Here is a 21172-nt window from a genome sequence, read left to right on the forward strand (position 1 = left end):
TCATTAAAACAGAATTTATTTTAAGTAAGGGTGGAACTTAGAATGTCAATGCAACTTTTGGCCTCCGCGATAACGCTTATGCTTTCTCTGATGCTGATTCTTTTTTTTCGGCAAATGGATAAAAACAGCCGTTCGATAGAAAAAGCAAAAAAATACGGCGACCGTGTTAAAGATGAAATAGAAGGGTTTGTTAAGGAGCGGACGCAGAATTTGCGTGATGCGGCAATCGAGCTTGATGCAAAACTTTCGCAAGCCATTGCGGCTGTTAATCGGCTCGATTCCATATACAACGATTTTATGAAAAAGTCCGATGTGTTGACTGCCCGTTCATCATCCATCGATGCAATAGAAAAAAATGTTGCGGGGGCGGAGGAGACTATTAAGACCGTTATGGATATGGCTGCCCTTGCGGAAAAAAATCTTGCGCGGGTCAGTCAGGAATCCGACTTTGTCGATTCGCTTGCAAAAAAAATTACGGATGCACGGAGTGAATTGAATCATATTTCAAAACTGATGCCCGAAATGCAGGATAGCTTTTATAAGCAGAATCGTGAACATCTCCAGATGCTTGAAGAACAGCTTACTGCGGGTTTCAATAATACCATTAGCGCTTTTGAAAACAGGGTTACCGGCGCAGAGAAAAAAAGTGCGGAATTGCTCGAGGTAACCTCAATCCAATTGAACGACCTTTATAAAAAGGCGTTTACGGAGGCGAGCAAAAAAGCGCAAAACCTTGGCGATGAATCTTTTGCTAAATTGCAGAACCAAATGGAAATGCAGATGCAGCATTATAAGTCGGTGCTTGATGACCGTTCCGCAGCGCTTGAGGCGGAGATTACCGCCGGTATGACCGAAAATAAAGCGCTTGCCCAAAAGTTTAAACAGGATTGGCAAGAGGAAGCGGATAAGTTGGAAAGTTCACTGCATTCAAAATTCAGCGCTGCGGAGATTGCCTTTACACAGCGCATCACCAACCTTGAAAAAGGCTTGGAGAAAACCGAGGCGGATATGCAGAATACGAACCGGCAGCTTGATTCGCGGCTGACGGAATTTGAAACGGGATTAAATACCCGCCTCGAAAAAACGGCGGCAAAGGCAGCGCAAAGCCTGACCGCGCTGTCTCAATCGGCAGATACAAAGTTTGCCGAATATAAAAAACAAGCGGCCTACTATTACGAAAAATTTGATAAGTCCATTGCCGGTATCGATAAGCTTTCTGCCGAGATGGAAAAAGCGCAAGAATCGGTAAAAGATCGGCTTTTGCAAGACTTTGGAAAACATACCTATACCATGCAGGAAAAATACAACGGATTCGAAAAACATTTTTCCGAACGAGCGAATGCGCTTGCCGGTCGCTTGCAGGAGATAACCGAACAGCTGAACGTTCTGCGTGAAGAATCGCAAGCCGCGCTCTCCGAAAAGCTGCATACTTTTGAAACCGATTTTTCAAGCGAGTTGACCCGCCGCAGCGATGCGCTCAGCGGAGACATTCAAAAACTGCGGAACGATGTTACCGAACGGCTTGCGCTGATGGGGTCGGAAAGCGAGTCGGCACGTAAGGATTTGGAAGATGCGTATAAACAGGATCTAAAAGCGCGGCTTGCGCAAACGGCGGAGGAGTACAAGGGGCACTTTGCAAAATTCAAAGAAGATATTGCTGCAATCGAAGAGGGGATTGCCAAACGTATTACGGCAAGCGACGAGGCGCTCTTAGCCTACAACACTCAGTTTAAGAATATGATGGATCAGACAAAGGAAAAAGCTCAAACATATATGCGCAATGAGCTTTCCGGTCTCAAGCTTGAACTGCAGGAATCGATGCGGCAGCAGAGTGTTGAAGTTGAAAATGTTACAAAAGAGGTGAAAAACTGGCTTGATACGGTTAAACAAGAATCAGGCGGGCAGCTCGATGCAGCTAAAGCCGATTTTGAAACATGGAAGGCGCGTATCGATCAACAACTGGCAGAGATGCGGACTACGGTAGACGAAAAGGTTGCTAATTTTACTGCATCGACGGAACGAGCTATCGAAGGCATCGGTTCAAAATACACCTCGTACTATAAAGATTTCAGCGTGAAAAGCGACGAGGCGCTTAAACTGATGCAGCAGAGAATCAATGATCTGAATGCAAAGGTGCAGAGCGCCGAAGAAGAATTTTCTGCACAGGTGCGCAGCGTTACCGAAACCTTTACGCGCGATGCGGAACAGGCTACCAACGAGCTGGATAAACGGATTAACAACGCGACGGGGGAAGCAAATCATTCGCTTGACAACATCAGGGAGCTGGTACACGGCCTGCGCAGTGAAGTGGAAGAAACGCAGCATGATTTATTCGAAAAGATACGACGCGATTCCGAGCAGCTGACCGAAACCGTAGAAGAAATCGATAAGCGGCAAAACGCCTTTATTACGCAGACGCGCGTATTTGACCGTGCAGACGAATTGAAGGCTGATTTGGAACAAAACATCGAAAAGTTGAAGGCGGAGGTTACCCGCTTTGAAATCTACCGCAATACAATGGATGATCTGAATCTGAAATACGAAAAGGTAACTCATCTTGAAGAGGAAGCAACACAGAAAATCGCGCGATTTATGGGTGAGCGTAAAAATATTGAAATTTTGGAAAACGATTTTGCAAAACTGAGTGTGCTGTCCGAGTCGATGGATAAAAAGCTTGTTGAGCTTGCTTCGGCTGATGATGAATTACAGCGCTATCAGGTACAGATTCGGCGTATTGAAGAAAGCATTGCCGATGTAAATACCCGCTATGACCGCTTGGAGAAAAAAGGTACCGTGCTCGATCAAACGGTACAGAGCATCGATGCTGCCTTTGAAGATTTAAAGACGGTTGAAAAAGATATTAAGTCGGTACAGAGTAAGCTCTACACCATTCCGCCCGAACTGCAGGATATTCAAGAAAAGATGGAGTATCTTATTTCCAATCAGGAAAAAGCGGAGAAGGCGCGGGAGCAGCTTGATACCATCGATGAATTGCTTGGAGAGCTTGAGGGGCGCATTGAAAAACTGCACAATGCCCGTGAATGGCTTGCCGGTACTGAAACGCGCTTACAAGATATATCGAAGAATTCCGAAAATCAGTTGAAACTGTTGGCGGATTTGGTTAAGACCGAAAAACCGGTCAACAAAACGGAGGGAGCAACGACAGTCGGTACCCGTGAGAATGTGTTAAAGCTCTTTAGAAGCGGATGGACGCAGGACGCTATTGCCAATGCCCTCAATCTATCGCAAGGAGAAGTGCAGCTCATCCTAGAGCTTGCCGAAAAATAAGCTGACGCCTAAACGTGATGGTGCGAGAGCGGTGTTTACCGCGAAAGAAGACAGGTGCACCACACGGCGGCGGCCGTACCGCTGCCGATAATGCCGACCCCTTCGCCGGTTTTTGCTTTGACAAAAATTTGATCGATTTCTACCGATAGAATTTCCGCAATAGACCGGCGGATTGCCTCGCGGTACGGCAGAATTTTCGGCTTTTGGATCGCAATAACGCAATCGGCGTTTTCAAGCTGCCAGCCTGCTGTCAGGATCCGTTCCCACACCGTTTTTAGGAGCATCCGGGAGTCGGCATTCTTCCACTGCGGATCATTCGGCGGGAAAAGCTCGCCGATGTCGCCAAGACAAGCAGCTCCGAGCAAGGAATCCGCAAGCGCATGGAGTAGTACATCCCCGTCCGAATGCCCCGCTTCCCCTTTTCCAAAAGGAATATGAACCCCGCCTAAGATTAACGGTCTGCCTTCAACAAGGGTGTGGAGGTCATAACCTAAGCCAATTCGTATCATAGTGTTTTCCTTAAAGGTCTTCGCGATAAGTGATTTTCTTGTTTTCCCGTGATCCGGGGCAGATGTAAACAGTTCCGCAGTATCGTGCGTAGATCTCGCTGTCGTCGGTGTAGGTTTTGCCGTCATTGCAGGCTTGGCGGTGGGCGTAGAGCAACGATTCAAAGCGGAACCCTTGCGGCGTTTGTACGGCGGCGAGCCGGTCTCTTCTAAGATGCCGGATAATCTTTCCCGTTTCGTCCACTTCTTTTTGTGTATCCGTTACGGGTATGGCAGGGACTGCCGCTCCGTATTGTTCGGTTGCCATCAATACTGAAGTAATCACTTCGCCGGAAACCCATGGCCGCGCTCCGTCGTGTACCAGTATACAGGTTATGTTTTTATCCGCAAGCGTTAACAGCCCCTTGTACACCGACTCCTGCCGGCTTGCTCCCCCTTCAACAATATCGAGACTACCTTGATGTGTATCGAAAAAGGAGGAGAGCCGTATATCTGTAGCAAGCAGTGAATAGGCAGTTTCAACTTTACCCTGCGGCACAGTTATGACATAACGGCTAAAAAATCCTGCCGATGTAAAAGCATAGAGACAGGCAGACAGTACCGATGTATGCGTATCGGAATGTAAGGAAAGAAATTCTTTTTTTTCTCCGAACCGTTGGGAACTTCCGGCAGCTGTAATCAGAACGGCATTATTCGTCGTCATCGAAGTCGTCTTCGTCGTTCATATCGTTCATACCGTCGTCAAATATATCTTCATCGATTGAATCTTGTTTCCCGGCAGGAGCGTTTTTACTTAAAACCTCCAGATATGAATGGATCATCGCTTCGATTTCCTGTTTCGGTTTTTGTAGTGCATAAGAAAGCTCGTCGTAAAAGATGCGATATGCAGAATCGTATAATTTACGTTCTTGAATAGGAAGTTCTTTGATTTTACTGCGATGGTAGAGCGAGCGGACGATGGAGGCATTGTCTAAAATGCTCCCCGTTTTGAATAAATCGAGGTTCATTTGGTACCGCATCTTCCAATCGCTTGGGATGGGATCAAACTTTTCGGATAAAAAGGCGAGCGCAGCTTGCGCTTCATCGGCGGAAACGATTGTTCTAATACCTAGTTCAGCCGCCTTAAGAGCAGGTACAAGAACCGTCATGTCGGATTCATCAAAGTAAATGACGTAATACGTCAGCATTTCGTCTTTGAATTTTCTTTCACTTATTTCGACGATTTCTCCGACACCTTGACCGGGATAGACAACCCGTTCTTTCACTGTAAATGAACATTCAGTCATATGTTGGTGTTATAGCATAAAGAGTGGCTTTGGTCAAAGGATACCGGTCGCTATTTCTGTGGCAGCGGGAGGCCGTCTGGGCGGATGTCGGCGTAACGGCCGGAATTATTCCAGTAGGCATAGCCTTCATCAATGGAATCCTTAATGCCGATAACCTGTCGCTGCACATAATCTTCATTATAATACTTTCTGTCGTACGATACGGGAATGTAAAATGCTTGCGTCCACGGCCGGATAACTACCTTATTGTGTGCAATAATTTTATTCCGGTAGGAGCCTTGCTGATAAATGCGGTACGGGCGTTCCTCTGGCGGCTTTTGCGCCAGAAAACTTTGCCGGAAATGGCTGGGATAAAACATCGGGCATATCACATCCACATAGTCGGCAAGCACTTCAACTTCTTGCCCCGTGCGCGCTCCGGTACGGTACCATCCGTTCGCCCCGTAAATATCGATTGAAATCGGTGCGTGGATTTTTTCCCGAGCATAGGCGAGAAAAGACATGATGGCGCTTTCCTTATCCATGCCCTGCTCTTGTGCAGGGTACCGTGCCGCATAGAGATTTTCCCCATCGGTGGGAAAACGGATATAGTCGAACTGAACTTCATCAAAACCTCTCCGAATCAGTTCTTGAGCAATTGCCGTATTGTACTTCCATACATTTTCGTTGTAGGGGTCTACCCAATATTCTTCAATCGGCTCTAGAATTCCGTCAACGGTTTTATAGCCCTGCCACGGATTGCCGCTTTTATCTTTTATCGCATATAAATTTTTTCGGTATCGATACAGCTGCTTATCCTTGAAGACAACAATGCGGGCAACGAGGTACACCTTACGTTCTTTCGCTTTTGCGGTAAAGTCTTCAAGCTGGATAAAGGGACGCACCGCCCCCACCGCCTGTATTTCTTCATCCTGTGAGTCGTAGCGGACGAAGCCGAAATCATCTTTCATATCGATAACGAGTGTATCGAGTTTATTTTGTTCAAGCAGATCGAAATAGCGCTTCAAACCGGTGGCTGTCCGTGCCTGATGCGCCGGTAGATAGACTCCTTTCCGTCCCGCAGCGCGGCGGAGATAGTCCGTTTTCCGTGTCTTTTCTCCCTCATCGAACAGCCACAATTCCGAAAGGCTCACCGCTTTACCGAGTCGCGTCATCCGCTGCGGTATCCACGCCGAGAGCGGCTTTGAGGCAATACGTTTAAGTGTAAGTTCTATTCCCTTCAGCCGGTTGGGAGCGGGCGCCGGCAGTACGAGCGGTATTTCAAACAAACCGCCATTTTTCGTGCCAACGATGGACATTGCAGCGGGGCTCAGTCCGTCGATACAGCGCGCATCGGCGATGCTGTCCGTCCAGTCAGAAACGGCATTAAAGCGCTTTGCCGACCAATCGAGTTGGTACAGTTTACCGGTAAATGTTTGCGTAGCATACACTTCCTGTTTTTGCTGATGGGTATATACGACAATATCGGAAATTTCTTCATCGCTTTCCGGCCCGGGTACAAGCCCCTCACTTAAAGGCTGCCATTTGTCGGAGACGGACGGTTGCTTCCATGCCGCTCCGTAGATAGAGTGCGATGCAAGAACGGTAAGCTGCGGATTTCCCTGCGCATCCGGCAGGTCAAGCACGCATACGGCCTTTAACCCGTTGACCGGAGTATGGCAGCCGAGGTTGCGCCAATGCCTGCCACCATCTTCGCTTAAAAACACGGCGCTGTTTGTTGCGGTAATAAGAGTACCGGGACGGGACGGATGGGTTTCCAAATCTTTCAGCATCTGAGGTTTTTTTATGAAGGATTTTTCGCCGTCGGTTATCTTTTTTATCACCTTTATCGGAAGGCCGTCGTTGATATAATCAAATTTCGTTAAATTATCTGACCGCGTAATGCCGCTATCGGTGAGGAAAAACCATGTATTCCCACTTCTAATAATTTTCCGTACGGCCATCGTATCCCAAATTTTTTGGGTGGACACGGCGGTAAGTTTATATAATCCGTCTCGCGTACCCGCCAGAAGAAAATCCTGCGCATGAACCGACATCGCAGTAATAAATGCCAAAACAATCAACAGCCGTTTCATAAAGGGTAATTATAACCGATATAACAGCGGGGGTCTATGGAAACCTTGCCTATTTTACCTAAATTGACTACAGTGTTGCTTATGGGAAAGAAACTATATACATTAGCAATTTTACTGATGGCACTTGCAGTGTCATTGTTTTCATGTGCGACCGGCAATAATATTGCAGTGCCGGATACGTCGTTGAGCGATACAAGAGAGCTTGCGGAACAAATCGTCAGGGAGTTAAATTACGTAAGAACAAACCCTCGGCGGTATGCAACGGAGGTATTGGAGCCGCGCCTTAAATACTTTGATGGCAATATGTATGACGAGCCGGGAAAAGTCCGGCTATTGACCCAAGAAGGCATTACGCCGTTACAGGAATGTATACGCGTATTAAAAGACACTGCTGTCGCGGAACCGTTAACCTTGGAAACAGGATTATGCCGTTCGGCGCAATGGCTTGCGAATGATCAGGCATACACCGGAGGGATGGGGCATACAGGGAGTGACGGTTCCGATCTTGTTACCCGAATCAATCGATATGGAACATGGGGAATTCTCTGCGGTGAAAACTGTGCGTATGGTAGTATTACGGCGCGGGACATTGTCGTACAGCTTTTGATCGACGATGGAGTACCGAGTAGGGGACACAGGATTAATATCCTAAAACAGGAGTTTAAGAAGGTCGGTATTGGTTTTAACAAGACCGGAAATGCACCTTACGGTGCCGTTACTGTAATGGATTTTGCGGGCAGTTATACGGGGATCTCTAAAAACTCCAGTTTTTAGGGATTCTTAAAAGCTCGTTTTGTTACAATTCTGCTTCTTTTTTTATCGATACCTCTTTTATTTGTGACGTATTTACTGTATAATACTCTTTATTCGTGCGGTTTAATACCTTCCGTTCATCGGCAATGCTCTGCGTTATAACAAGCGGTATTAAAGCCGACTGCAACCACCTTATGAAAATAACATACCTAGACGCTCTGCGCCGTGGTATGTTGTTTCAATAGAGAGTAGTAAAAACAACAAAGCATTTTACCAGGAGCGGGTATGGAAACAGGTAAAAAGATATTTGGCAGCAAAAAAAAATATAGACCAACGGTAAATTTATGGAGTAGTGTCCGTATAAAATTTATCGTTATTATTGTTACTATTTTGCTTGTTGTTATTATCAGTGTTGCCACAGCTCTCGCAATTGCCATTATCCGCCCTTATAAAGATTTACTTTCAAACAGCCTCTTGTTGCAAACAAAAATATTACTTGATAATCTTGAATTACGGGTTCAAACTCATTTTTCTAACCCCACTCAGGAGGATTTTGATCTTTTATTATTGAATCGGGTTACTTTCCCCGAAGCAAAATATGTTGTTGTCACAGGTAGAAGCACTCTTCCGGGACAGACGGGGCTTCACTACGTCCTTGCAACTGATTATCAAGATATCACTAAACTGATTAATACCCATCGATATATTCCCGGGGAATCACAGTTTTATCCTGAAGGAATTGAAGAAATCCTTCAAAAGCTGATGTATATTAATGATGAAGCCTCAACAATCGTTCAGCAACATATCGACTCGATTCAACTGCTCACAAATGAGATGGAAGGGTTGGATATACATCGCGATTCGTACATGCTCAAGCGCCAAACTGAAATCCAAGCAAATATCAGACATCTGGAAGCAAAGCTGCAATCTAATCTTTCGGCACTGGCCGATCAAGGTTTTGGTTCCTACCCTGATTATTCCATGCAGAATCTTTCAAAAAAACGGACAGAATATTTATTCTATGAACCGATTATCTATTATAACCCTGAAAAACCGAAGGAGTGTGTTCAAGGAATTGTATTTGTTGATATTTCGGTAGAGGGGCTTTTGGAAAAAATAAATGAACAGCAAAACCGATTAATTCATATCATCGTCCAAATCTCATTGATAGTATTGATTGCGGGTATCTCTACTGCATGGTTCCTCAGTTCATTATTTGTACGGCCGCTCGGTTTGTTGGCGGCGCACGTCGCATTAATTCGCGATACCGAAGATAAAGAGAAGTTAGCTGGTAAGTCGGTTCAAGTTACCTCACGAGATGAATTTGGAATGTTGGGAACAACGATTAACGATATGACTGAAAGATTGGCTGCCGCTGCTGCTATTTCTAAAGATTTAAAGGTTGGAAAAGAGATACAAAAGATGTTTATCCCGCTGGATCTTAGTTCCTCCGGCAGGAAGCTGACAACTGGCAGTCATCGTGACATTTATTCTGAATTTTTCGGTTATTACGAAGGCGCCCACGGTGTTTCAGGTGATTATTTTGATTATAGAAAATTGGATGCCTTCCACTATGCCGTTATAAAGTGCGATGTTGCAGGGAAAGGGGTTCCTGCTGCCCTTATTATGGTAGAAGTAGCGACTTTATTCCAAAATTATTTTCAAAATTGGAGCTATAAACGAGACGGCTATAATCTCAGCGATATTGTTATGCGGATTAATGACGTTATCGAATCGCATGGGTTTGTGGGGCGTTTCGCTGCATTTAGTCTTTGTATTATCAATATGCGTGTTGGCGATGCTTATTTCTGTAATGCAGGTGATAATATCGTTCATATCTACGACAAACAGGCACGGCGCTTGAAAAGCTATACGTTGCGTTCAGGGTCGGCTGCCGGAGCATTCTCTTCGGAAATGATAAATCTTAACGGTGGGTATCCCGTAGAGAAAATACACCTGAATTGTGGGGATATACTGTTTCTTTATACTGACGGTATTGAAGAGTCCAAACGCAAGCTTCGTATCCCGCTTTCGAAGCCGAAAGACGGTGCCGATGCTATATTATCGGAGGATAATGGTGACAACAATCATCTGATAGGTACCGACAGTGAAACATTAGGAAAAGATAGGGTCGAAGCGATTATTGAAGCGGTTTTTGCTCGAAAAAAGTTTACGCTCAAAAAACGGCAGAGCGATCATATTTATGAGCAGATGGACTTTGATTTCTCTTCGTGTAACGGGACGATTGAGGATGCTGTTCTGGCGCTTATTTCAGTTGAGAAAGTCTTTAGAATGTATAAAGACAGTTCCGCGCAATCTTTTGATTGCGTCCAAGTAGATAAAAAAATCGATGCGTTCTTGAGTAAGTGCTTTCTGCAGTATGATATTTACTGTTACGATAAGGAGCCTCATCCTATTTACGATGAATATTTTTACTACAAACAAATAAAAGAAGATATTCAATACGATGATTTGACCATTCTTGGTATTGCACGCAGGGTACCCGTTTAAACGCCTGTTACAGGGCTGTGTATAAGTTTTATATGAATATTGTCAGCTCTTACTTGACATTTTTCCAATTGTGTTTTATTTTATACCAAGTACATCGCAGGGTAGAGCAGTTGGCAGCTCGTCGGGCTCATAACCCGGAAGTCGTAGGTTCAAGTCCTACCCCTGCTAAGTTTAAAAAAAAGGCATCCTTCTTTTGGGGATGTCTTTTTTTTTAATCAGGAGGTAAGATTATGGCTATTGTTGAACGTTTGGCAAAGCATGTTGCTGATTTTGGTGTTTTGTATACGAAAATACACAATTATCACTGGCATGTCGGTGGACTTAACTTTTTGGTTATTCATCAAATGACTGATGGTTATTATGAAGATGTTGCAGATAGCTACGACTCTCTTGCTGAACGTATCTTGCAGTTGGGCGGCACCGCTCCTGCTTCGTTGAAGGAATATTTGGCTCTGACCAGTATAAAAGAGGAGACAAAAAAATCTTTTACAGCAAAAGAAGTTATTACCGGCATCAAAACCGATTTTGAATACTTAGTGGCTGAATTGCACGAAACCCGTAAGGCAGCTGCCGATTCGAATGATGCTGCTACCGATTCTCTTTTAACTGACATAATTGCCGGTCTCGAAAAGAAAATCTGGATGCTAAACGCCGCCCTTAAATAACGTTTTTGATATTTTTTTCAATGCGCGAGATTTTGTGTAAAATTTCGCGCATTTTTTTTATCTCAGAGGAAGGACAAAATGCATCAGGCTAAGTAGATAAAATGGCGGAAAAATTGATGCTATCCTTGACAGTTCTGGCCAAATAGCATCAATTTTTCCGCGGGGTTCTTAAAAACCGGCCTGATGCGTTTTGCCCCAAAGCGATAGATTGACTTTTTTATAGTGCTATAGTATAGTCCTCTGTCTAGTATATTGAGGAAGGTTTATTTTCAGCCGCTAAAGATAGCGTGGCTGAAAAACACGGCGAGTTCGCTTTCGCGAACGTCGCTTATTGACGTATGCGCGTTCCGCGCATCAATGCAACAATCTCCAAAATTGATATTTTGTTCGGTCGTTGCATTTTAAGGAAATTTTGCTTTCCTCGCTATCCCAAGATCTTTTAGGCGGGTAATGCGCCTGATAATTATATATAGAAGGAGTCTAGTTTTATGAAACGGACATTTCAACCGAGCAGAACAAAACGCTTGCGCCGTCATGGATTTCGTGCGCGTATGGCAACACGCGGAGGACGTGCAGTTTTAAAGAGTCGCCGTGCAAAGGGGCGTTATAAGCTTTCCGTATCCGACGAAAAAAAGAGTTACTAAGAGTTTAACACATGGAACGCTCTTGTTTGCCTAAAGAAGAGCGTCTTTGCGGCGCCGCGCGGATACGGACTTTGTTTAAAATAGGTCTCCGCTATAGCTGCGACGGCGCAAAGTTGTTCGTTTTACCGAATAAATTACCATACAATCGTTTTGTTTGTACATTTAAACGACATTACGGTTCCGCCGTACAAAGAAATAAGGCTCGTCGTTTATCTAGGGAAGTATACCGTCAAATGAAATCCCAGCTTGTAATAGGAAAGGATATTATTTTGCTTATATTCCCCGGTGGCGATACTTTTTCTATACGGACAACGCAACTACAGTGTTTGTTTAAAAAAGCGGATATGTTTTCTATTCGATCTCAACAATATGAAACACAATTATCTGAAAAAGATTGAGCGTTTTTTTACGTTTTTGTTATGCGCGGGGGTAAAGGTGTACCAAAAGTGTATTTCTCCCTTATTCCCGCCTTGTTGCAGGTATTATCCCACCTGTTCTCATTACGCCCTTGAAAGCCTGACAAAATATGGGCCGGTTAAGGGAGGGTATTTAGCGGTAAGACGAATTCTGAGATGTCATCCTTTTCACAAGGGAGGGTATGACCCCGTTCCCTAGGAGATTCGTTTATGAATAAAAATACAGTTATTGCAATGGTGCTTTCCGGTCTTGTCATTGCAGCTGCGATGTTTGTGCAATACAAATTTTTTCCCCCTGCCCCCGTACAGCAACAGCCGTCTACCACCGCCTCTGTAACGGAGCAACAGGCAGCAGTCCCGCAAAATACTTTCGTAGCGGAAAATATGCCTGCCGATTCAGCTGTGCTGGAAGTCCCTGATGAAACTGTTATCGGTGAACAAATCGTTACGATTAAAACCAATGTTGCAGAAATTACGTTTACAAATCGGGGCGGCGATATCATTTCGTATAAGTTGTTGGAACACAATAATTCCAAGGGTGATTCCCATGTAGAAATGGTAAAAAACCTAACCGATCGGAATAGAGCGTTTTCGATTGCGCTTGGCGGTGCTCAAGCTCCCGCTTTAAATCAATTCTTTAATGTCAAAGAAGAAACGGTAAACGGAAAGCAGACTGTCGGCTTTTTTAAGACAATTTCGATAAAAAACCAAGACGGTTCCATATCTTCGTTTACACTTGCAAAAAGATATACCTTTCTGCCTGATGATTATATGTTCGAACTTGCCGTTACGGTCAGCGGCGATGCCGATATGAAGGGGTTGAATTTTGATAATGCGGGGTATACATTGCGGACAATGCCGCAAATCGGTCCTGATTGGGATGTAAAGGCGGATCGCTACGAGTATCGTAACTTTTTTGCGTATATAGACGGGAAGAAAAAAGATGCTACATTAAAAGCCAATCAGACTAAGTTGATTACGGATTCCGTTCCATGGGCAGGCATTTCGGGAAAATACTTTAGCCTTATCGTTATTCCCTCAACCCCTGCGCAGCAGATCCTGTATTCTGCCGCGCAGCCTAACGCAGATAGGGTACAAGACGGGCAATTGTTTTTTTTGCGCCCTGTTATTACCGGTAATAAGGTAACCGATGTGTACCGTATCTACCTCGGCCCGTGTTCTGAAAATATTTTAAGCACTTATAATATTCCGTCAAAAAACAATTACAATTATGACAATCTGCGTATTGATACGGTTGCTGTTTCAAGCGGTATTTGGCGTCCGCTTGAAGTGTTGCTTAAATGGTTATTACAATTCTTCTATAAACTTATCCCGAACTGGGGTGTTTCGATTATTCTTGTAACGATTTTGATCAAGGTTATCTTTTTCCCGCTTACTAAGAAGAGCTCGGAATCAACGCAGCAGATGCAGAAAATGCAGCCAAAGATTAAAGAGTTGCAGGAAAAATATAAAGGCAAGCCTCAAAAGCTGAATGAGGAAATGGCAAAGCTTTATAAAGAAGCCGGTTACAATCCGCTCTCGGGTTGTCTACCGCTATTGATCCAATTGCCGATATTATTTGCGATGTACCGTCTGTTTAATAACTATTTTGAATTCCGCGGCGCTATGTTTATTCCCCATTGGATACCGGACTTATCTATCGGTGACAGTGTCTTGCAGTTCCCCAGTCCTATTCCCTTCCTCGGATGGACGGATCTGCGTATCTTGCCGATTGTCTATGTGATTTCGCAGATGGTCTTCGGAAAAATAACGCAGACACCGACAAACGATCAGCAACAAAACAGCACAATGAAAATTATGATGTATGGTATGCCGTTGTTCTTCTTCTTTATGTTCTATAATGCGCCGTCAGGGTTGCTACTCTACTGGACATGCACGAACTTCTTAATGCTTGTTCAGCAGATGATCATTAAGGCAATGATGAAGCAGAAAAAGGAGGTTCGGAAATGATTTATGAATTTGAAGGAAAAACCGAACGTGATGCTATAGATAAGGCAATTGCCGAGCTCGGTGTAGAGTCTGATCAATTTGATGTGGAAATTGTTGAAATTCAGAAAAATTCACTTTTCAAGAAGGGGTATGCTAAAATCCGTGTACATATTGACGATAAAGCGACCGTAGAGAGACCAACTAGCGACACTCCCCTTCAATCTGGACCCGGTCGAGAGGCTGCTACGGATAAAGAGGCTGATTTGGTGAAATTTATCGGTGAACTCATTCATGCGATGGGGTATACCGCAAATATCGAAATCCTTTCACATGAAGAACACAAATTGCTTGTGCGGCTTTCTTCTGAGGATTCTGCGATTTTAATCGGTAAGAAAGGGAAGAATTTGGATGCGCTCCAGCTGATCGCTAATGTGTATGCCGGTAAAATCGGAATTTCGGAACGGATTATGCTCGATTGCGAAAACTATCGGCTCCGTCGTGAAGAATCGCTGGTTCGACTTGCTTATACCACTGCCGATCAGGTTGTAACAACGAAGACTTCGGTCTTGCTTGAGCCAATGAACCCCTATGAACGTAGACTTATCCACAGCACACTTGCCGACATTCGGGATGTCGATACGAAGAGCGAAGGTGAGGGCTTATACAAACAAGTGCGTGTGCTGTATAAAGGGCTATAGCGGATGAGGCGTTGTCTTATTCTTCTTACCCTTTTAACAGCCGGTTCTCTTTTTGCACAGGATATCGGCAATGTACCCGATTCGGTGATTTCTGTGCTGGATTCGTTTTTATCCGCTGAGCAGCGGATAGAATTACTTAAGCAAGGACATCTTTTCCGGTCGGTGTATAATAAAGAGAACGCTGTACCGCGGCTTGCGCCGCTTTTCGCCGTGCCGCAAACATTTTCGGAAAACTGGAACAAGGGTAATCCTACTTTTTTGATAGAAGCGTTGTATGTGCATAAAAAGACGCAAGGCAATACAAAAGACATAGAGAAAATCTCCCGCATTCTCCGCTCTGTTTCAAAGCTGGAAGGATTGCAATATTATTCGAGCAGCCGCAAGGAAATGCGGACACTCTACGAGGCGTCGTATGTTATTGACGACCCTAAAACACAAGGACGGATTGCTGATCCTGTTGACAATCCTGCAGCGGATTTTTCGGTCTATGTACTGCAAAAGGATTTAACCTTCGATAAAAATATTTATCGTTACCGTTTCTGTTCTGATGCCGATTCTGCCGGTTTTATGTCTACAAATATCGATGTCTTAAAGTATTCGATATTTAAAGCAATGAAACCTGAAAATTTAGAAGTATCGATTGCAGTAACCGACCTTGGCGAATATCTACTGGTACATATGCTGACGCGTGCCGATTTTACTGCGCCTTCCATTTTTAGGGAGCGGGTACAGAATTCGTTTAGAACACGGGGAGAAGCGATTTATAATTGGTTTATTGCGCAATATGAAGACGGGGTAGCACTTTGATGGAGGAACTATGCGGTTGAATAAGATTCTAGTGCTGGTTTTACCGGTTACTTTTTTGATTATCGCGACAGCAGCAGCTGCTGCGATTATTTTAACGGGAGATTCTGAAAAAGGAAAAAAAATGAATGCGATAAGCGCTGAATTACAAAGGGACGGTATCTATGCCGTTATTGATACGAACAAAGGAGATATTGTTTTGGAGCTGTTTTATAAAGAGACGCCTCTGACGGTATGTAACTTTGTCGGATTGGCCGAAGGAACATTGGATGCGGCAAAGGGAAAACCTTTTTTATGACGGTTTAACCTTCCACCGTGTTATTTCGAATTTCATGATTCAAGGTGGCGACCCTGACGGCAAGGGCACCGGCGGGCCGGGATACCGATTCCCTGATGAGTTTGTCGACAACCTCAAACACAATACTGCCGGCATTCTTTCGATGGCAAATGCGGGGCCGGGAACAAACGGGTCTCAGTTTTTTATTACCCATGTGCCGACGCCTTGGCTTGATGGAAAACATACGGTATTCGGCCGTGTCGTAAAAAGGGCAGGATGTCGTCAATAAAATTGTGCAGGGTGATCGGATGAATTCCGTGTCGATTATCCGTAAGGGAGCTGAAGCACAGAAGTTTACTGCAACGCAAAAAGATTTTGATACTTATCTTGCAGGCGCTACAGAGCGGGCAAAACAACGTGCTACCCAAAAGCGGGAAAAATATGAAGCTTTGATAAAGCAAAAATTCCCCAATGTCGTTAAGACCGAAAACGGTATTTTCTATACAATTACGAAGGAAGGGAAGGGGGCAAAGGCTCAAACAGGCAAGACCCTGACGATGAAATATAAAGGTTCGTTGCTGGACGGCACCGTATTTGATGATTCCGATATGCATGAACCGCTCAAGTTTGTTGCCGGTGCAGGACAGCTCATTGCAGGGTTTGACCAACAAGCGGTACAGATGGCAACCGGCGAGAAACGGATAATTGTTATTCCGCCGGAACTGGGTTACGGTTCACGCGGAGCTGGTGGGGTTATCCCTCCCGATAGCTATCTGATATTTGAGCTTGAACTACTGTCGGTAAAGTAATCTCCGGCAAAACCCTGTGAATTGACTACGCATTTTTTTTGTGCTAGTATTTTAAGGATATTTATCATAAATAAGGATGTAAATAATGAATGCAATTCCATTGTTGCAGCAAGCCGCCTCAGGGGGTAGTTTTATTCCGTTGCTTGCTCTCGGTCTTATCTTTGTAATTTTCTACGTTTTTATTATCGGCCCTCAAAAGAAAGAGCAAAAGAAAACGCAGGAAATGATTGCCTCCGTTCAGAAGGGTGATAAAATCATCACAATCGGCGGTATCCACGGTGTTGTTTCTTCCGTAAAAGAAACAACGATTATTCTTAAAGTTGACGATAATTGTAAGCTCGAAATGAATCGTTCCGCAATCGGCAGCGTTATATTGGACGAAAAAACGAAAGCGAGCCGCCTGGCAAATGTGCCGGAAAAGGCATCTCTGCTTTCTGCTCTCTTTAAAAAGAAAGAAAAGAAAGCTGAAGATTCCAGCTCCGAAAAACCGCAGCCACCCGATTTTTCCGGCGGAGCGGAATAAACGTTTCCATTATCATAGGAGCGTATCAGCTTATAAATCGTTCGTGCTGTGCCTAACCCCCAGTATGAACGTTTGTTTCCGTTAGATGAGGAGATAGACATGAAAAAGCGAACTCGATTCGTGATTGTTCTGGCTGTGTTAGGCCTCTGTTTTGTGTTTTTGTATCCCACCCTTAAATGGTATTTTTGGACAGATAAAGACGATAAGGCACTGGCGCTCGGTTCCAGAGAAAAAATTAAAGATTATGTCATAAATATGACAAAAACGGATATTGATGCATTAATCGCATCTGCAAAAAAAGGTGATTCCGAGCCGGTTTCAGCAAAATATGATCCGCTTATTAAGGCTGCAAAGAAGAATTTAAAGGATCTCGGTAAGGAACGTCCATCGGTCTGGACAGCGAGTGCATTGCTCGCAGCCTTCCCTGGGAGTTCTGAAGAGAGGGCTCGTTCGGCAATGAGTTCTATCCTAGAGGATTCATACCGTAGCAAAATACTCGGTATTAAAAACGCGCAAGCAAATGCCGTAAAACTCGGGCTCGACCTCTCTGGTGGTATGAGTATTATCATTAAAGCAGATTTAAGTGCAGTAACCGGCGATAGTGGGGATAGCAGTACTTCGGCAAAAAAAGAAGCGATGAATTTAGCTATTGATACCATTTCGAGCCGTATCGATAAGTTCGGTTTGACGGAACCTGTTATCAGGCAGCAGGGTGAAGATCGTATTTACGTTGAGATTCCGGGTGCTGCCGATGCCGACAAGATCAATTCTATTATCATGGGGCGCGGCTTGCTTGCATTCCATATTGTAGACGATGATGCGACTCAAGCTTTTTATTCCTACTATAATGCCAATCCAACGCGTACTTTTGATGCGGACTATAACCTTATTGATCCTTCGATTATTCCTGCAGACACCAAGGTACTCGGTGTATATAGCAAGGATGTGTACGGTTTGGATGAACGGCAAGGTTTTCTTGTTATAAAGAAAGAAGCAGCGCTTGAAGGTAAACACTTGCAGCGTGTAAGCACAACCACGAGTCAAACCAATGAACCGCTGGTTGTATTTGAACTCGATAAGGAAGGTTCGGAAATCTTTGCAACCGTCACTACCGCAAATCAAGGTAAACGGTTGGCTATTGTATCCGACGATAAGATTAAATCGGCGCCGAATATCAAGGAGCCGATTACCGGCGGTACGGGAACTATCAGCGGTTTCAGCGCGGACGAGGCGGAAAACCTTAAAACAATTTTGCGCACTGCATGGCTCAATGTACCGCTCGAATTGGAAAACCAGCAGGTAATAGGCGCCAGCATGGGAGAGCAAGCCATCAATCAGGGATTAATGGCGTTGCAATGGGGATTAATTGCAGTTTTGGCGTTCATGCTGATTTGGTATCGCGCAGCCGGTATTAATGCTTGTATCGCGCAGATATTGAATCTTTATATCGTATTCAGTGTGCTTTCAGCCTTTAATCTTACGCTTACACTTCCGAGTATTGCCGGTATGATTTTGACGATTGGTATGGCGGTTGACGCAAACGTTGTTATTTTTGAAAGAATTAAAGAAGAACTTGCCCTGCACAAAAGTAGAGAAGCAGCTATTCAAACCGGTTTTGATCATGCCTTCTGGGCAATTATGGATTCCAATATCACTACCTTTATTGCAGCCTTGTTCTTATCAATATTGGGAACCGGCCCGATTAAGGGATTTGCTTACAGCTTGACAATAGGTGTTGTTTCTTCCGTATTTACAGCTCTTTTTGTTTCACGGCTTATCTTTGATTTTGGCACGGAAACATTACACCAAGAAAAGCTGCACATTACGTGGAGGTCGCTCGCATGAAAAAAACGATAAAATTCAGCAAGCTTTTTGCCGTTATGGTTGTTTTGAGCTCTGCTCTTATTATTTCCGGAATTGTAGGTTTCTTTACTAAAGGTATTAACTTCGGGATCGATTTCCAGGCAGGGTTTATCGAGAAAGTACGATTTGCTCCTACCGCATTTATTTTAACGTATGATGGCGAAAAAAATATACAGGTAGCACAAAGTTCCCAAGGAATTGATATTACCGTTATTTCGGTGGATACTGAAAACAAGGTTGTATCTTTTAAGTATACTGAATACCCCACAGTTGGGCAGTTTATTGAGGCCATACAACAGCAAATTGATGGTGTAAAGGTTAAAGCACTTGCAAAGACCGATACCGCATTGCAAAGCGTGTTTATTACCTCAGAAACATCTCGCCTTACGACGGAGCCATTCCGTGCGCATTATATTCCCGAGCAAATACAACCGATCGATGCCGATGAGGTGCGTCATGCACTTGCTTCCATCCCTTCGGTTTCAGTACAGCAAGTTGGTGAATCACGTGACCGCGTGTTCCAAATTCGGTTACCTGATAACGGCACATACACCAATGCAAACGCTGAACTGCGGGCTTTAATTAATACTGCGCTGGTAGCTGCTTATGAAGCGGATAATTTTGCCGTATTGAGTACCGATTTTGTCGGCTCTCGCTTCTCCGGTTCGCTTGCTCGCCAAGCGGTACTTCTGGTAATTGGAGCATTGTTCTTAATCTTCATTTATGCTTTAGTCCGTTTCCGTTGGACATTTGCATTAGGCGCCGTGCTTGCTTTGGTTCACGATGTTCTGATTATGATCACCTTTATTGTGTGGACGCAGATGGAGTTTAATTCCACCACCATTGCGGCAATTCTGACAATTGTCGGATACTCAATAAACGACACGGTTGTCGTATTTGACCGTATCCGCGAAAATATTCGGCTTAATCCAAAGCTTGCATTGGTTGATGTTTTGGATCTTGCACAAACCGAAGTGTTGAGCAGAACAATTATCACAACCGTTACGACAATGCTTGCCGCTGTTTCGCTTTATATCTTTACATCCGGTAGCATGAAAGACTTTGCGCTTGCCTTATTGGTAGGTATGATAAGCGGTGTATATTCGACAATCTACATTGCCGGCGCTTGTATCACCTTCTTTTCCGGTAAAAAGCACGCAGGTGAGTTAGCACTCGGTGGTACTAAAAAAAGACCGGTTGCCGAGGTAACCATATAATCACTGATATACCTCTAAAGATTGTAAACCTCTAAAAACGTGAGTTTTTAGAGGTTCTTCCTTTTCTTATTTAGTCAAAAAACAGACAGAGCCCATAGACTTCTCTACATCCGGCATTTTTTAACACATGGGCACAGGCTTCAAGCGTTGCGCCGGTCGTCATCACATCATCGAGCAGCATGACTTTGTCGGGAACGGTCTTCGCCGAAAATGTAATTTTCCCCTGTAAGTTCACTGCGCGATCGGCCTTGGACAGCTTTTTTTGCGGAATGCCGTCCTGTCGCTTTAAACACCGGTATATCGTCAGTTCCGGATAAACCGCTAAATCCTTCGCAAGATCTTCAATTTGATCCCAGCCTTTTTCCCGCAGTTTTTTAGGACGCGGCGGCACCGGTACGAGCGGTAGACTTGCAAACTCCGGATGTTGTGTGAGAAAGTTGTGGATAAGCGGTGCAAATACGGTGGAAAAGGTGCGAATACTATTGTTCTTCCAAACAGGCAGCAATTTTTGGCCAAGACCGATATAGGGAAAAAGTGTAAAGATACGATCGCAAGCAGGCCGCGGTTTTTCTGCGGTTTCGTCGTCAGTCGGCCTGCAACGGGTACAATACTCGTGCTCGGAAATGAGGATTTTCCCGCAGTGCTTGCAGCGAGGCTCGGCTCGGCATAAATGCTCCAAATCATCGGAACCGATATACGGCTCAAATTCCGTTTGAATACAATGGCTGCACAGCGGCAGCCCTGCCTCGCTTGCGTTCCCACAGAGGATACAAGTCTGCGGGCACAAAAGCCCGCTGTAACATTTACGTAATACATTCTTCACATGATACAAAGGCACGATGCGTTTCATATAATCTCCTATAACAGGGTCGACCTTTTGCAGCCTT

The 21172-nt window shown here is 44.5% G+C and carries 18 protein-coding genes, 1 tRNA gene and 1 pseudogene; 15 read left to right on the top strand and 5 right to left on the bottom strand.

All coding sequences use genetic code 11. The features are described from left to right. The first annotated feature begins 42 nt into the window (after window positions 1-42). Entirely contained in the window at window positions 43-3288 is a 3246-nt protein-coding gene (locus tag GWP43_RS02080) for a SpiroCoCo family coiled-coil protein (RefSeq protein WP_162662322.1), read from the top strand. 35 nt (window positions 3289-3323) lie between these two features. Here the strand turns inward: GWP43_RS02080 and ispF are convergent, their stop codons facing one another. The 4 genes from ispF to GWP43_RS02100 are packed head-to-tail and all read right to left on the bottom strand — an operon-like array spanning window position 3324 to window position 7155. Further along, a complete protein-coding gene (gene ispF / locus GWP43_RS02085) occupies window positions 3324-3797 on the bottom strand; it encodes a 2-C-methyl-D-erythritol 2,4-cyclodiphosphate synthase (RefSeq protein WP_162662324.1) in 474 nt (157 codons plus the stop codon). A 10-nt stretch (window positions 3798-3807) separates the two neighbouring features. Further along, window positions 3808-4497 (bottom strand): IspD/TarI family cytidylyltransferase, encoded by a 690-nt coding sequence (locus GWP43_RS02090; protein WP_162662326.1) that lies wholly within the window; start codon window positions 4495-4497, stop codon window positions 3808-3810. Then, window positions 4484-5080 (bottom strand): CarD family transcriptional regulator, encoded by a 597-nt coding sequence (locus tag GWP43_RS02095; RefSeq protein ID WP_162662327.1) that lies wholly within the window; start codon window positions 5078-5080, stop codon window positions 4484-4486. The genes GWP43_RS02090 and GWP43_RS02095 overlap by 14 nt, the downstream gene beginning before the upstream one ends. A gap of 50 nt (window positions 5081-5130) precedes the next feature. After that, a complete protein-coding gene (locus GWP43_RS02100; protein WP_162662329.1) occupies window positions 5131-7155 on the bottom strand; it encodes a putative glycoside hydrolase in 2025 nt (674 codons plus the stop codon). 81 nt (window positions 7156-7236) lie between these two features. Between GWP43_RS02100 and GWP43_RS02105 the strand changes: the two genes are divergently transcribed. The 14 genes and pseudogenes from GWP43_RS02105 to secF all read left to right on the top strand — a co-directional run bounded on the left by GWP43_RS02105 (window position 7237) and on the right by secF (window position 20285). Continuing rightward, window positions 7237-7929, top strand: a complete 693-nt coding sequence (locus tag GWP43_RS02105) for a CAP domain-containing protein (protein WP_162664713.1) — start codon at window positions 7237-7239, stop codon at window positions 7927-7929. Between the two features lie 264 nt (window positions 7930-8193). Next, entirely contained in the window at window positions 8194-10419 is a 2226-nt protein-coding gene (locus GWP43_RS02110; RefSeq protein ID WP_162662331.1) for a SpoIIE family protein phosphatase, read from the top strand. Between the two features lie 95 nt (window positions 10420-10514). Continuing rightward, window positions 10515-10587: transfer RNA gene (locus GWP43_RS02115), tRNA-Met, on the top strand. Window positions 10588-10649: 62 nt separating this feature from the next. Continuing rightward, on the top strand, window positions 10650-11084 hold the full coding sequence (locus GWP43_RS02120; RefSeq protein WP_230977924.1) for a Dps family protein: 435 nt from the start codon (window positions 10650-10652) through the stop codon (window positions 11082-11084). Window positions 11085-11572: 488 nt separating this feature from the next. Continuing rightward, on the top strand, window positions 11573-11728 hold the full coding sequence (gene rpmH, locus GWP43_RS02125) for a 50S ribosomal protein L34 (protein WP_006188846.1): 156 nt from the start codon (window positions 11573-11575) through the stop codon (window positions 11726-11728). 11 nt (window positions 11729-11739) lie between these two features. Continuing rightward, window positions 11740-12126 (top strand): ribonuclease P protein component, encoded by a 387-nt coding sequence (gene rnpA / locus GWP43_RS02130; RefSeq protein ID WP_162662333.1) that lies wholly within the window; start codon window positions 11740-11742, stop codon window positions 12124-12126. After that, complete coding sequence (yidD, locus tag GWP43_RS02135) at window positions 12098-12343, top strand: membrane protein insertion efficiency factor YidD (protein ID WP_162662335.1); 246 nt, start codon at window positions 12098-12100, stop codon at window positions 12341-12343. The genes rnpA and yidD overlap by 29 nt, the downstream gene beginning before the upstream one ends. 11 nt (window positions 12344-12354) lie before the next feature. Further along, complete coding sequence (gene yidC / locus GWP43_RS02140) at window positions 12355-14115, top strand: membrane protein insertase YidC (protein ID WP_162662337.1); 1761 nt, start codon at window positions 12355-12357, stop codon at window positions 14113-14115. Continuing rightward, the gene (gene jag, locus GWP43_RS02145) at window positions 14112-14792 is read left to right on the top strand and encodes an RNA-binding cell elongation regulator Jag/EloR (protein WP_162662338.1); all 681 of its coding nucleotides are present in this window, start codon (window positions 14112-14114) and stop codon (window positions 14790-14792) included. The genes yidC and jag overlap by 4 nt, the downstream gene beginning before the upstream one ends. Before the next feature lie 3 nt (window positions 14793-14795). Then, window positions 14796-15599, top strand: coding sequence for a DUF6675 family protein (locus GWP43_RS02150; RefSeq protein ID WP_162662340.1), 804 nt, complete (start codon window positions 14796-14798; stop codon window positions 15597-15599). Window positions 15600-15609: 10 nt separating this feature from the next. Further along, window positions 15610-16682 (top strand): annotated as a pseudogene (locus GWP43_RS15345) (peptidylprolyl isomerase). Between the two features lie 85 nt (window positions 16683-16767). Continuing rightward, window positions 16768-17205, top strand: a complete 438-nt coding sequence (gene yajC / locus GWP43_RS02160) for a preprotein translocase subunit YajC (RefSeq protein WP_162662342.1) — start codon at window positions 16768-16770, stop codon at window positions 17203-17205. A gap of 99 nt (window positions 17206-17304) precedes the next feature. Next, window positions 17305-19050, top strand: a complete 1746-nt coding sequence (gene secD, locus GWP43_RS02165) for a protein translocase subunit SecD (RefSeq protein ID WP_162662344.1) — start codon at window positions 17305-17307, stop codon at window positions 19048-19050. Further along, the gene (secF, locus tag GWP43_RS02170; RefSeq protein WP_162662345.1) at window positions 19047-20285 is read left to right on the top strand and encodes a protein translocase subunit SecF; all 1239 of its coding nucleotides are present in this window, start codon (window positions 19047-19049) and stop codon (window positions 20283-20285) included. The genes secD and secF overlap by 4 nt, the downstream gene beginning before the upstream one ends. A 70-nt stretch (window positions 20286-20355) precedes the next feature. On the opposite strand, the gene GWP43_RS02175 is transcribed toward secF, so the two are convergent. Then, entirely contained in the window at window positions 20356-21135 is a 780-nt protein-coding gene (locus GWP43_RS02175; protein WP_162662347.1) for a ComFC family protein, read from the bottom strand. Window positions 21136-21172 lie beyond the last annotated feature (37 nt).

Origin of the sequence: Treponema vincentii, from assembly GCF_010365865.1 — a bacterium.
Lineage (GTDB): Bacteria > Spirochaetota > Spirochaetia > Treponematales > Treponemataceae > Treponema.